Source organism: Skermanella rosea, from assembly GCF_016806835.2.
Classification (GTDB): domain Bacteria; phylum Pseudomonadota; class Alphaproteobacteria; order Azospirillales; family Azospirillaceae; genus Skermanella; species Skermanella rosea.
Map to the genome: position 1 here is coordinate 137,883 of NZ_CP086111.1, position 13,357 is coordinate 151,239.

General features: G+C 69.6%; 12 protein-coding genes and 1 tRNA gene. 2 read left to right on the plus strand and 11 right to left on the minus strand.

Annotation, left to right across the window (positions count from 1 at the left end; translation table 11 throughout):
- Positions 1–31: 31 nt before the first annotated feature.
- The 7 genes from msrB to JL101_RS00645 all read right to left on the minus strand — a co-directional run bounded on the left by msrB (position 32) and on the right by JL101_RS00645 (position 6,491).
- A complete protein-coding gene (gene msrB / locus JL101_RS00615) occupies positions 32–490 on the minus strand; it encodes a peptide-methionine (R)-S-oxide reductase MsrB (RefSeq protein WP_203103890.1) in 459 nt (152 codons plus the stop codon).
- Between the two features lie 142 nt (positions 491–632).
- Positions 633–809 (minus strand): hypothetical protein, encoded by a 177-nt coding sequence (locus JL101_RS00620; RefSeq protein ID WP_203103892.1) that lies wholly within the window; start codon positions 807–809, stop codon positions 633–635.
- 107 nt (positions 810–916) lie between these two features.
- Positions 917–1,573, minus strand: coding sequence for a hypothetical protein (locus tag JL101_RS00625; protein ID WP_203103894.1), 657 nt, complete (start codon positions 1,571–1,573; stop codon positions 917–919).
- Positions 1,574–1,717: 144 nt separating this feature from the next.
- Positions 1,718–2,926: a glycosyltransferase family 4 protein gene (locus JL101_RS00630; RefSeq protein WP_203103896.1), complete on the minus strand. Its 1,209-nt coding sequence runs from the start codon at positions 2,924–2,926 to the stop codon at positions 1,718–1,720.
- Positions 2,927–3,164: 238 nt separating this feature from the next.
- Entirely contained in the window at positions 3,165–4,427 is a 1,263-nt protein-coding gene (locus tag JL101_RS00635) for a glycosyltransferase (protein ID WP_203103898.1), read from the minus strand.
- 275 nt (positions 4,428–4,702) lie between these two features.
- Positions 4,703–4,779, minus strand: a tRNA-Arg gene (locus tag JL101_RS00640).
- Positions 4,780–4,898: 119 nt separating this feature from the next.
- A complete protein-coding gene (locus tag JL101_RS00645; protein ID WP_203103900.1) occupies positions 4,899–6,491 on the minus strand; it encodes a gamma-glutamyltransferase family protein in 1,593 nt (530 codons plus the stop codon).
- 198 nt (positions 6,492–6,689) lie between these two features.
- Between JL101_RS00645 and gpt the strand changes: the two genes are divergently transcribed.
- Positions 6,690–7,157: a xanthine phosphoribosyltransferase gene (gene gpt, locus JL101_RS00650; protein WP_371821899.1), complete on the plus strand. Its 468-nt coding sequence runs from the start codon at positions 6,690–6,692 to the stop codon at positions 7,155–7,157.
- Positions 7,158–7,193: 36 nt separating this feature from the next.
- Here gpt and JL101_RS00655 read toward each other — a convergent pair whose 3' ends face one another.
- The 4 genes from JL101_RS00655 to JL101_RS00670 form a co-directional block, all read right to left on the minus strand.
- A complete protein-coding gene (locus JL101_RS00655) occupies positions 7,194–8,882 on the minus strand; it encodes a methyl-accepting chemotaxis protein (protein WP_203103904.1) in 1,689 nt (562 codons plus the stop codon).
- Between the two features lie 185 nt (positions 8,883–9,067).
- Positions 9,068–9,916, minus strand: a complete 849-nt coding sequence (locus tag JL101_RS00660) for an ABC transporter permease (protein WP_203103906.1) — start codon at positions 9,914–9,916, stop codon at positions 9,068–9,070.
- Entirely contained in the window at positions 9,913–10,860 is a 948-nt protein-coding gene (locus JL101_RS00665) for an ABC transporter permease (protein WP_203103908.1), read from the minus strand. The genes JL101_RS00660 and JL101_RS00665 overlap by 4 nt, the downstream gene beginning before the upstream one ends.
- A gap of 19 nt (positions 10,861–10,879) precedes the next feature.
- Positions 10,880–12,370, minus strand: coding sequence for an ABC transporter substrate-binding protein (locus tag JL101_RS00670; protein WP_203103910.1), 1,491 nt, complete (start codon positions 12,368–12,370; stop codon positions 10,880–10,882).
- A 155-nt stretch (positions 12,371–12,525) separates the two neighbouring features.
- Here JL101_RS00670 and JL101_RS00675 point away from each other — a divergent pair, with 155 nt between their 5' ends.
- A complete protein-coding gene (locus tag JL101_RS00675) occupies positions 12,526–13,251 on the plus strand; it encodes a hypothetical protein (protein WP_203103912.1) in 726 nt (241 codons plus the stop codon).
- Positions 13,252–13,357: the final 106 nt, after the last annotated feature.

A 13,357-nucleotide genomic window follows, 5' to 3' on the forward strand; every position in this document is an offset into this window, starting at 1 on the left:
ATGCCGCCACATCCGCGGCGGCGGGAAACCGTCAGGCGGGCTTGAAGCCCATGGCGATGCCGTTCATGCAATAGCGCAGTCCGGTCGGCTTGGGGCCGTCCTCGAACACATGCCCCAGGTGCCCGCCGCAGTTGCTGCAATGGACCTCGGTGCGGGTCATGAAGAAGGAACGGTCCTCGGTCGTTTCCACGGCGCCGTCGAGCGGCTGCCAGAAGCTGGGCCAGCCGGTGCCGCTCTCGTACTTCGTGTCCGCCGCGAAAAGATCCTGGCCGCAGCCGGCGCAGACGAAGGTGCCGGGGCGCTTCTCCGCATTGAGCGGGCTTGTTCCGGCGCGCTCGGTGCCGTGCTCGCGGAGGACGTGATACTGCTCCGGCGTCAGCTGCTGGCGCCACTCGGCATCCGCCTTCTGGACGGGAAACTGGGTGGCCGATGCCTGGTTCGTGCCGCCGGTCAGCGACTTGAACAGCCCGCCTGCGCCAAGGATCGCCATGGTGCCTCCAAAAAAAAGCTGTCTTCGGTTCAAGGGATCGCTCCTGGGCCGATCATCCGGCCCCTGGACCTTGATATGGTGTCGGGTGACCTTTGGGAAAAGCCGCACCGGGGCAGGGGCGGTGGACTCAGGGGGCGTGGACTCAGGGGCGCCGCTTGATCCGGCGCCACGCATACATCCCGGCCAGGACCACGAGGCCGGCCGCGGCGGCCGCGAACAGGATGATCATCAGAAGGCTGCCCAGCAGGGCGCTCAGCGTGTCCCAGAAGCCGAACATGGCGATCAGGACGACGAGAATCAGGAAGATGATCAGGGGCATGGAAGTTCCTGTCGGACGGCGCGGATGGCTTGAGGACCCTCCTGAAACCGCCTGGGAACTCCGAATGTTCCGGACAGGCCCTCCGGACAGGCCGGCCGCGGGACCGGTCAGGCCTTCATGTTCACCTGGCCGCCCGGCGGGGCGGCGGCGCGGGCCTTGCTGCCGGCGGAGGCCGCCGCGTCGGCGCTCTGCTTGGCCTGCTGCTCGATCCGGCTGACGGCGGCAGAGGTCTGCTGGGTCAGGGCCTCGGTCTTCGGCAACGCCTTCATGGCGTTCTTGGTCTGCTCGACCGCCTGCCGGTAGCCCTGGCTGATCGCGGCGGCCTGGGAAGCCAGCGCCTCGGTCTTGGGTATCGGCTTCGCGGCATCGTTGCCCTGCTGGACCGCCTGCTTGTAGCCCTGGGAGATCGCTCCGGCCTGGCTGACCAGCGCTTCGGTCTTGGGCAGCGGCTTGGTCGCCTGCTTGCCTTCCTCGATGGACTGCCGGTAGGCCTGGCTGATGGCGCTGGCCTGGCTTACCAGAGACTGGGTCTTGGGCAGCGGCTTCGCCGCCTGTTTGCCTTCCTCGATGGATTGACGGTAACCCTGGCTGATCGCCGCGGCCTGGCTGTTGAGCTGGTCGACCTTTGGTACCGGCTTGGTGGAGTTGTTGGTCTGGTCGATGAGGGCCTGGGACTTCTGGACGTTCTGCTTCATCTGCTGGACCAGTTCCGTCACCTTCGGCGCAGAGCGCATCAGGGAGGTATCGACGGCGGAGACGACCATGGCAGAACCTTCGGACCCTGCGTCACCCGGCCAGGCGACGCCAAATATCTAAAATGCGACCAATCGCAGGATACGACCGAAAGTGTACGGTGTCCAACCCCAAATTGGCATTCATCCTTCGGCCGAACGGCGGTCGGCGAATCGTCATGACGCCGCTGCCAGCAACTCCTCATAGAGGAAGATCGTCCGGTCGACGCACGACGTCCAACTGAAGCCGCGGGCACGGTCGATCCCGGCGGCGACGCAGGATCGGCGGAGATCCTGGTCGGTCAGGATCCTTTCCAGCCCCGCGGCGAGGGCATCCTCGTCATGGGGATCGACCAGCAGCCCGGCCCCGCCCACGACCTCCTGGATACTGCCGGTGGCGGAGGCGAGCACGGGCGTTCCGCTCGCCATCGCTTCGAGGGGCGGCAACCCGAAGCCCTCGTAGAACGAGGGAAACGCGAAGGCGCCGGCGCCCGCATAGAGGACCGGCAGATCCGCTTCGGGAATGTAGCCGAGTCTCCGGATGCCGCCCTCCCGGGCCAGCGCGGCGAGCGACTGCTCCACCTGGCTTTCCCGCCAGCCGGTGGCGCCGCACAGGACCAGCGGGAACTCCGCCCGCAGGTCCGGCGGCAGCCTCATGAACGCCCGCAGCAGCCCGTGCAGGTTCTTGCGCGGCTCGATGGTCGCGACCGACAGGATATAGCGGCCGTGCCGCAAGCCATGGCGGTCCATCACCGCCCGGGTCTCGTCGCCGTCATGCGGGCGGAACCGTCCATCGACGCCGACCGGCACGGTGACCACGGCGGCGGGATCGAAGGAGAAGGTATCGATCACCTCCCGCCTGATGGAGTCGCTGAGGGTGACGATCCGGTCGGCCCGGCGCAGCGATTTCTCCAGGTTCCGCTCCAGGTAGCGGACCCGCTCGGGCGGATGGTGTTCCGGGTAATGCAGGTACGACAGGTCGTGGCAGTTGACCAGGCAGGGGCCGTCGAAGGGCTTCAGGATATAGTTCGGCTCGTGGTAGACGGCGCCCTTGAGCCGGCGGGCGCTCCGCCGGAAGACCGCGTTCCGGGCGACGCAGCGCATCTCGTAGGCGTAGGGCAGGGAGCGCAGGAACGGCCTGATCCTGCTGTCCCCCGGCTGCTCGGCGGAGGCATTCATCACCCGCTTCGAGTCGACCCAGCGGAAATGCGAGAAGCAGTGCAGTTCGTCGCCGAAGCCGCGGGCCAGAAGCCCCGCCAGGATCTCGGACGTGTACCGGCCGATGCCGGTGACCGGCGGCACGATCGATTCGACGTTGAGGATGACCTTCATGGTGTCGCGCAGCCGAACCGCCGGGATGGCATAGTGTACCTCGGGAGCCGGCATTCACTCGCCGCTCGCCACGGCGACTTGCGTAGGAGGGAGCTCAAAATGCGGGTTGCTCAGGCGCAGGGGTTACGAAACGGGGCGGTTGCGTATGGGGTGGCAGAGCTCGACGACCGCACCTTGCCAGGGTCCCGGAGGCAGCGTCAAGTTGATATTCGGGAAGCATGACCCTCTCCTATGCGTATGCAAGGGTGGCGTGCCCTCCTTGGAGCGTGAAAGGCGCGATCTGCATATTCCGCTAGGATCGGTGGCGTCGTCCGCGTTCCTCTGCCGCCTGCCGGTACACGTCGAAGGTCCGGTCCAGGAAGGACCCCAGGCTGAACAGGGCCTCCGCGCGCTCGCGCCCGCGCCGACCCATGGCGGCGGCCATGTCCTCGTGATCGAGCAGATGGTTGAGGGCTTCTGCCAGCGGTGCCGCCGAACCCGGCGATACGGTCAGGGCCTCGATGCCGTCGCGGGCGACCCAGGGCACCGCGGTCGGCAGGCTGGTATTGACGACAGGCCGTCCGCACGCCATGGCCTCGGCCTGGGCGATGCCGAAGGTCTCGCTCTTCTCGACCGACGGCAGGGCGAAGACCCGGCACGCGTGGAGCAGGGATTGCAGATCCTGCCGCTCCAGATACCCGACCAGCGTTACCCGGTCCTGGAGGCCGGCCGCGGCGATCTGCCGCCGCAGCGCTTCCTCCAGCGGCCCGGTCCCGACGATGACGAGGTCGCCCCTGACCCGGCGCATGGCCTCGATCAGGACATCGAAACCCTTGTAGGGAACGAGCCGGCCGGTCGCGACGATCAGGCGCGGATGAAGCGCGCGGATCTCCTGGATCCGGTGCCGCTGGGCGTCGCTTGGCACGGCCCAGCAGCCGACGTCTATGCCGTAGGGGACCACCACGCACTTGGCCGATACGGGCTTCAGGAACGGCGACTGCTCGATCATGACGGGCGCCGAAACGATGATCCGGTCGGCCCGCCGAAGCGCGCGGCGGATGAAGGGGCCGACTATCGGCAGAATGCGCCGCTGGGCCACGATCTCCGAATGCCAGTGGACCACCAGCGCCGTCCGCCGCGGGAACCACAGGCTTACCGCCAGATCGACCAGCGGAAAGGGCGCGTGGTAGTCGACCACGTCGACCCGGCGGGCGGTCGCCCAGAGATCCACCGGATAAACCGGGGAGATCGGCATCGACCAGACGCTCCGCAAGGAGGAGGTCCGGTGGACCTCGATACCCTCGACCAGTTCGGATCCGCCGGCCCCCCTGACCCGGGAGACCAGCACCTCGGAGCGGCAGCGCCCTGCGAGACCGGCGGCGAGGAGCCGCATGACCTCCGGTATTCCGCCGTTCACTTCCGGGATGAAGACCTTGAAGGCATGCGCGACCTTGAGGAGGGCCGCGACGGACTGGACGGGATGAGGGGCCGGGGAGTCATTCCCGTCATGGTCGGGCGGGTGGATATCGGGCGGGTGGATGCCGGGACCGGCCAAGCGAATGTCAATATCGGCCATCGTGGCTCACCCCGTTCCGTGCCGGTCGCGCGCAGCGACAATCCCGAAACCGGCCTTCGCGGGTGATCGAAATACGGACCAGGACGCAGCCGATTGTCCGGCATTTTATGGGAGCGCGGCCAGTGCGTCAACGGAAGGGGTAATCCGTTTCCGCAAGCCTGATGCGCGGCCCCGGGGGATGAGCAGGACCAGCGTGCGAGCGCCGAGGGAACATCGGCCAAAACGAAGAGGGCCTGGAAAACCGTCGTTTTCCAGGCCCTCTGAAATTCCTGAAGTGGCGCGCCCGAAGAGATTCGAACTCCTAGCCTTCTGATCCGTAGTCAGATGCTCTATCCAGTTGAGCTACGGGCGCTTGCCATTTCACGACCGCCTCTTGCGGGGCGTTGGACCGTGCGGTCCGTCGTGCGGCCTGTAATTAGCCAATGGGACCGCGCCGCGCAACCCCCTTCTGAAAGATTTTTGAAGGCCGGGTCAGAAGGCGGCCACGGCGCCGTCGGAGCGGCAGTCGGAGGCTCCCTCGATGGTGCCGTCGGGGTGGAGCACCAGGGCGCCGGCATGGCCCATCATGTCGCTGAAGGGCTCCACCACCTCCACGTCGTGGCCGGCCGACCGGAGCGCCTCGACCACCTCGGGGTCGAAGCGGGCTTCCAGCTTCAGGTTGGTGCTGTCGGCGCCCCAGGTGCGGCCCAGCAGCCACCGCGGCGCCGTCACCGCCCGCTGCAGTTCCTGTCCGAACAGGCCGTAGCGGCTGAAGACCGCCGCCTGGGTCTGCGGCTGGCCCTCGCCGCCCATGGTGCCGTAGGGCATCACCCGGCCGTCGTCGAAGCGGGCCAGCGCCGGGTTCAGCGTGTGGAAGGGCCGCATGCCGGGGACGAGCGCGTTGACGGCGTTCGGGTCGAGCGAGAAGCTGGAGCCGCGGTTCTGCCACAGGATGCCGGTGTCGCCGGCGACCACGCCGGAGCCGAACTCCCAATAGGTGCTCTGGATGAAGCTGACCGCCCGGCCGGCACCGTCGATCGCCCCCATCCAGATCGTGTCGGCGGGAGGGCCCGAGCGCGGCCAGGGCATCGCCCGCGCCGGGTCGATCCGGCCGGCCCGGTCGGCGAGGGCGGCGTCGGTCAGGAAGTCCGCCGGATCGGCCGTCATGCGGGCGGGGTCGGTGACGTGGCGGTCGCGCACCAGGAAGGCCTGCTTGGTCGCCTCCACCAGGCCATGGACATGGTCGAAGCCGTCGGCCCGCGCGACGCCCAGCCGGTCGAACAGGGCGAGGATCATCAGCGAGGCGAGACCCTGGGTCGGCGGCGTCATGTTGTAGAGCGTGGCGTTGCGCAGCCGGGCGCCGAGCGGCCGGACGGTGCGCGCCCGATGCGCTTCCAGGTCGGCGAGCGCCACGGGGCTGCCGGCCCGCTCCAGGCCGGCGGCGACGGCGCGGGCCAGGTCGCCGCGGTAGAAGTCGTCCACCCCGGCGGTCGCGATCCGCTCCAGCGACGCCGCCAGGTCCGGCTGCCGGAAGCGCGCGCCCGGCGCCGGGACGGAGCCGCCGGGCAGGAAGACCGGGGCGAAGCCGGGCACGGTTTCCAGCTCCGCCCGCTTGGCCGCCGTCAGGCGGACCTGTCCGCCGGTCGCGGGCACGCCGTCGCGGGCGTAGTGGACGGCGTCCTCCAGCAGGCGGGACAGCGGCAGGCGGGCCCCGGGCCAGTCGCGGCCCGTTGCCAGGGCCGCGCCCCAGCCGGACAGGGTGCCGGCCACGGTGTTGGCGGCCAGGGGGCCGCGGGCGGGGATCGCTGCATGGCCGTGTCCGCGGTAGAGGTCCGGGACCGCGGCGGCCGCCGCGGCGCCGCTGGCGTCGATGCCGACCGGCGGCTTGCCCGGTTCCGCGATCAGCCAGAAGCCGTCGCCGCCGATGCCGTTCATGTGGGGATAGACCACCGCGACGGCGGCGGCGGCGGCGACCATCGCCTCCACGGCGGTGCCGCCGTCGCGCAGCACGGACAGGCCGGCCTGGGCCGCGAGATGATGCGGGGCGACGACCATGCCGCGGCGGGCGGATGCGGTGTTCAGCATGTCTGTTGTTTCCGTCTGGGTACCGGTGGAACGCGTTGGTCCCAGGTTAACGCGTCCGGCGCCGATGCGCTCCGCAAAGCTGGCCTGTCCGGCGGGGCGGAGCGTCGGATTGCCGCGGACCGGCCCGTAAGTTATAAGCGGCCGATCATACCGGGTGGACAGTCGCGCTGGAGAATGGCCGTGGCCGATAAGGACAACATCAAGCATTTCCCCGTCTCGTGGGAAGAACTGCACCGTCATGCCAAGGCCCTGGCCTGGCGCATGGCCGAGAAAGGCCCCTGGGAGGGCATCGTCGCGGTGACCCGCGGCGGCCTGGTGCCGGCCGCGATCATCGCCCGCGAGCTGGACATCCGGCTGATCGATACCGTCTGCATCTCCAGCTACGACCACCAGAACCAGCGCGAAGCCCGCGTCCTGAAGGGCTTCGAGGGCGACGGCGAGGGCTGGCTGATCATCGACGACCTGGTCGATACCGGCAAGACCGCCGCCGTCCTGCGCAAGATGATCCCCAAGGCGCATTTCGCGACGATCTACGCCAAGCCGGCCGGGCGTCCGCTGGTCGACACCTTCATCACCGAGGTGAGCCAGGATACCTGGATCTATTTCCCGTGGGACGTCGAGCTCCAGTTCACCCAGCCGATCGCCCTCCAGCGCGGCGGCCGCTGAGCCGCCGCATCCGCCGCCGCGCCGGACGGGAGGCCGTCACGCGCTCTTCACGCGGGTGATGAAGTCGCCGACTTCCCGGTGCAGCGCCTCGGCCTGGCGGGCCAGGCCGGCGGCCGCGTCCAGCACCTGGGTGGCGGTCCGGCCGGTCTCGCCGGCGGCGCCGTGGACGCCGTTGATGTTGGTGCTGACCTCGTCGGTGCCGCGCGACGCCTCCTGGATGTTGCGGGCGATCTCGCGGGTGGCGACGCCCTGCTCCTCGACCGCGGCGGCGATCACGGTGACGATCTCGTCGATCCGGGTGATGGTGCCGCCGATGGTCTGGATCGCGCCGACCGCCCCCGAGGTGGCGCTCTGCATGCCCGAGATCTGGAGGGAAATCTCCTCCGTCGCCCTGGCGGTCTGGTTGGCCAGGTTCTTGACCTCCGACGCGACGATGGCGAAACCCTTGCCGGCCTCGCCCGCCCGGGCCGCCTCGATCGTGGCGTTGAGCGCCAGCAGGTTGGTCTGGCTGGCGATGTCGCTGATCAGGCTGACCACCTCGCCGATCTTGTCCGCGGCGGCCACCAGGTCGGCTACGCTGCCGTTGGTCTTCTCCACCTCGGCCACCGCGATCCCGGCGACCCGCGAGGACTCGCTGACCTGCCGGCCGATCTCGCCGATGGAACTGCTCAGCTCCTCCGCCGCGGCGGCGACGGTCTGGACGTTGACGCGGGCCTGGTCGGAGGCGGAGGCGGCGGCGGAGGACTGGCGCGCCGTCTCCTCGGCGATCGCCGACATGGACTCGGAGGCGGAGCGCATCTCGGCGGCCTGCGACGTGACGGCCTTGACCACCTGGTCGATGTTGACGCCGAACTCGGTGGTCAGCCGCTCCAGGCTGCGGCTGCGCCGTCCGCGGGTCTCCTCGTCGGCCAGACGCTGCTCTTCCAGGGCCGCGGCGTGCCTCAGGTTGTCCCGGAAGATCCCGACGGTGCGCGCCATCTCGCCGATCTCGTCGCCGCGGTCGGTGCCCCTGACCTCCACGCCGGCATCGCCGCCGGCCAGCCGCTTCATGGTGCCGGTGACCTCGCCGAGCGGCCCCGTCACCGTCCGGCGCACCACCACGATGGCGAGCCCCGCCGCGGAGCCGACGCCGAGCACCGACAGAAGCGCCAGGGTCAGCAGCATGCGGTCGTAGAAGGTATCCAGCGCGGCGGAGCCGGCGCCGATCATGCCGGCGTCCAGCGCGGCGATCGCCTGGAGTTCCTTGTTGAACGCCTGCCGGTTCGCCCGGTTCGCGTCGTTGTCGCCCCATTCCCGGGCGGGAGCGGCGCCGCCCTGGCGGCCGAGCTCGACCAGCCTGGTGCGGAACCGGACGAACTCGGAGGCCTTCTCCTCCACCTTCCCGAACTGGTCGAGATGGTCGGCCGGAACCAGGGGCCGCCATTCCCGGACCAGGGTCTCGATCGCCTTCAGGCTTTCCAGAAGCGGCTTGCCGAACTTCTCGACGCGCTCGGGGTTCTCCGCCATGTAGACGCCGCGCGAGTCCATCACGACCGAGTTGACGAGGCCGTTGACCCGCTCGCCCAGCAGGGCGCGGGTCGAGGCCGCGGTGATGGCGTCCACCTGGGCCTCGTACGTGCGCAGGGTGACGACGCCGACGGCGCCGATCAGGGCCGCGATCATTCCCAGGAAACCCACCAGCAGATAGATCTTGGTGGAGATCTTCAGTGATTGGAGCCGCTTCATCGGCCAGTCCTCCGGTTTTTGTCTCCGCCATGCCGGGGCGGGAATTTTCAAGGGTTCGTCGCAGGATCTCCTGTCGAACTCCGAGCTGATCAAGTCACCGGAAGAGTCGGCCGTATTATGTTAAAGAAAGAAAAATGCCGACAAAGACATTTTTGCATATATTACTGGGGCTTATATTACGTACGTCATGTGAGATTCGTCATAGAGTTTCGCGTGCGGGGGTCCAGCAGGTCGCGCAGGCCGTCGCCCAGCAGGTTCAGCCCCAGCACGGCCAGGGCAATGGCGGCGCCGGGGAAGATCGCGAGCGTCGGGCGGAGCGCCATGAAGGTCTGGGCGTCGTTCAGCATCTTGCCCCAGCTCGGCGCCGGCGGCTGGATGCCCAGGCCGAGATAGCTGAGGCCGGCTTCCGCCAGGATCGCCACCGCGAAGGAGATGGTGGCCTGGACGGCCAGGGCGCCGGCGACATTGGGCAGCACATGCACCAGGGTGACCGACAGCGGCCCGCGCCCCAGGGCGGCGGCGGCCCGGACGAACGGCCGTCCCATCACCTGGAGGGCGGCGCCCCGGGTCACCCGGGCGAACACGGCGACATTGAAGATGCCGATCGCCAGGATGGCGTTGACGGCGCCCGGCCCCAGCAGGGCGGTGATCAGGATCGCCGACAGGATCGCCGGGAACGCGAAGGTCAGGTCGGTCAGGCGGCCCACGGCCTCGTCGGTCCAGCCGTCCAGCACGGCGGCGGCCAGCCCCAGCGGCACGCCGGCGGCCATGCCCAGCCCGACCGCGACGGCGCCGACCGCGATGGAGTTGCGCGCCCCGACCATGATCATGGACAGGATGTCGCGGCCGAAATGGTCGGTGCCGAGCCAGTGCGCGCCGCTCGGCGGCTGGAGCCTGGCCGCGATGCGCATCGCCTCCGGCGGATAGGGGGTCCAGGCCAGGGAAACCAGGGCCAGCGCCGCCATCAGCAGGGTCAGCGCGCCGCCGATCAGCAGGCCGGAATGGTTGAAGCGCCTCAGGCCTCGCGGGTTCATGGGACGCCCTTGGGCCGCGGGTCGATCACGGCGTAGAGGACGTCGACGATCAGGTTGACCGCGACCACCAGGGCCGCCATCACCATCACCACGTCCTTGACCACGATCAGGTCGCGCTGGCTGATCGCCTGGAACAGCAGCCGGCCCAGCCCCGGCAGGAAGAAGACATTCTCGACCACGATGGCGCCGCCCAGCAGGAAGGCGAACTGGAGCCCGACGATGGTCGTGATCGGGATCAGGGCGTTGCGCAGGACGTGCCGCCGCATCACGGCCCCGGGACCCAGGCCCTTGGCGCGGGCGGTGCGGACGTAATCCTCCCCCAGGGTGTCGAGGATGGACGCCCGGGTGATCCGCGCCAGGATCGCGGCCTCGGTGAGGCCCAGGGTCAATGCCGGCAGCAGGAGGGCCTTCAGCGCCGGGCCGGCGCCGGCCGACCAGCCGGGAAAGCCGCCGGCGTCGAACCAGCCCAGCCCGACCGACAGCCACAGCACCAGCAGGATGCCGAACCAGAAGTTGGGGATCGCCACGCCCAGCTGGCTGAACGCCATGACGCCGTAGTCCGCCGGCCGGCCGCGCCGGGACGCCGCCGCCATGCCGAGCGGCAGGGCCACCGCGGTGGACAGCAGGATCGCCAGGGCGGCGAGCGGCACGGTGACCGCCAGCCGGTCGCGCACGAGGTCCCCGACCGGCACCCCGTAGGTGTGGCTGACTCCCATGTCGCCGCCCAGCAGCCCCCCGACCCAGGCGAGGTAGCGGACCGGGACCGGCCGGTCCAAGCCCATCTGGGCGCGCAGCGCCGCCAGGGTGTCGGGCCGGGCATCGACGCCCAGCATCAGCAGGGCCGGGTCCCCCGGCAGCACCTCCAGCACGGTGAAGACAACCAGGGACGCCAGGAACAGCGTCAGTCCCAGGCCGACCAGGCGCCGGGCGAGGAACCCGGTCATGTCACTTCCACGTAACGCCTCATTTCCACGAAACGGCGGTCACGTCGTTGGCCGGAACCGGGCTGTTCTCCCATAGGCCGGTCAGCCCGGCCTTGTGGACGCCCGCCTTGGGCAGCTGGAACAGGAAGACGTTGGCGCTGTCCTCCGCCAGGATGCGCTGGGCGTCGCCATACAGGGCGGCGCGCCGGTCCGGCTCGACCGTGCGGCTCAGCTCGTCCATGACGGCTCCGAAGCGCTCGCTGCGGTAGCCGAAATAGTAGTCGGGGCGGTCGTAGACGTCGATGTCCAGCGGCTCCACGTGGGAGACGATGGTCATGTCGAAGTCCCGGCCGCGGAACACCTGCTCCAGCCAGGGCGCCCATTCCATCGGCTCGATCCGCAGACGGATGCCCGCCTCGGCCAGCTGGGCGGCGATGATCTCCCCGCCGCGCCGGGCATAGACCGGCGGCGGCAGCCTGATCACGGCGTCGAAGCCGTCGGGATAGCCCGCTTCCGCCAGCAGCGCCCGCGCCTTGGCGGGGTCGTGGGGATACAGGCCGGTCAGGTCCACGTAGCCGGCGCGGTGCGGGGCGAAGTGGCTGCCGATCGGCGTGCCGTAGCCGAACATCGCCCCGTCGATCACGTCCTGCCGGTTGACCGCATGGGCCACGGCGCGGCGGACCCGGACGTCGTCGAACGGCTTGCGGGCGTTGTTGAGCGCCAGCACCGTCTCCCCCTCGGTCGTGCCGACGGCGACGGTGAAACTCCTGTCGGCCTCCAGCACCGGCAGGGATTCGGTGGCGCCGATGTTGGGGAAGGCGTCCACGTCGCCGGAGCGCATGGCGTTCAGCTGGGCCGCCGGGTCGCTGATGAAGCGGAACACCACCTCGCCGAGCTTCGGCACCGCGGGGTCGCGGAAACCGGGGTTGCGCACCAGCACCACCCGGTCGCCGGACACCCAGCGGTCGAACCGGAAGGGGCCGGTGCCGACGGGCTTCTGCCGGTTCGTCGCGGCGGATTCGGGCGCCACGATGGCGGCGTCGTTGGATCCCATGTTGAACAGGAACTGCCCGTCGGGCCGGGTCAGGGTGACCACGGCCGTCAGCGGGTCGGGCGTCTCGACCGATCCGATCGCCGCGAAATAGCCTTTCTGGGCGTTGACCGAATCCGCCCCGCGCGCCCGGTCCAGCGCGAACCTGACGTCGGAGGAGTCGAAGCCGGTGCCGTCATGGTACGTCACGCCCGGCCGAAGCTTGAAGGTATAGGTCAGGCCGTCGGGCGAAATCTCCCAGCTTTCCGCCAGTCCGGGGACCACCTCGCCCCGCGCGTCGATCCGGGTCAGGCTCTCGAACAGGTTGGAATAGGTCACCTCGTCGATCGCCGCGGCGGCGCCGGCCGTCGGGTCGAGGTGCGGCGGCTCCAGCTGCATGCCGATGACCAGGCGGTCGCGGGTCTGCGCCGAGGCGCCGGCCGGCATCAGGGCGCCCGCCGCCAGCAGCGCCGCGGCGATCAGCAAGGGTGAGGATTTCATCGGCAAGTCTCCGCTGGCCTCGTTGCGCGGCGCATGATGGAGGGGCGGGGCGCCCGGATCAAGGTCGGGGGCGGGTCCGAAGGCGTCTCGGCCATGGTGCCGCCCCTCGGCGGCATGGTACACAGCGGGCTGGAAGTTGCAGGGAGACACGATTCATGTCGGTGAAGCGCCGCACCTATGTCGTCGGGGTCAGTCTCGGCCTCACCTCCGAGGAGATCCGCGTGGAGGAGGAGATGTCCGTCGTTCATCTGGGCGATCCCCCCTTCACGATGGCGGTGGCGCCGCCCGGCGACCCGCGCGAGTCCATGATCGCCCTGAGCGACGGCAGCTTCCTGACCGACCTGGTCTGGCTGACGCCCAAGCGGGCCAAGGGGCGGGTGCTGTTCAGCCTGCTCGAGGCCGCCGCCGAGGCGGTGGAGTACCAGCTCGACATGACCGACGAGATGCTGGGCGAACTGGCCGCCGAGGTCGAACGGATGGAAGGCGAGGTGGACGAGGACGACGAGGCCGATCCGGTCGAGGCCTTCATCGAGCGGGTCAACAACGGCGAGATCAGCGAGCTGGACGTCATGGACTTCGCCAACTTCGAGGACTTCCGCCGGGTCCTGGGCGACGACATGACCGAGGACGACTTCCAGTACCACCGCGCCACCATGGACGAGCTGGTCGAGGAGGCCCGGATCCGCGGGCTGCCGGTGATCCGGACGACCGCCGACCCGCAGGAGTTCCGCGACTGGATGGCCGGTCAGGAGGGGATGGAGCCGGGGCCGCTCGCCATGCTCGCCTTCGCCGAGTACCTGCGGGCGCGCCAGAAGGGCGATGGCGACGGCGGGGCCGATGGGGCCAACGGGGCCGGCGGGGGCGGCGGGGAGCAGGCGTGACGGGGGAGGCGGCGTGCCGCTTCCGATGATCCCGACGTTCCGATCACAGCTTGTTAACCATGGCCGGGCTAAACCGGGCGCTTGCGGCGCAATCGCGGCGCATCCC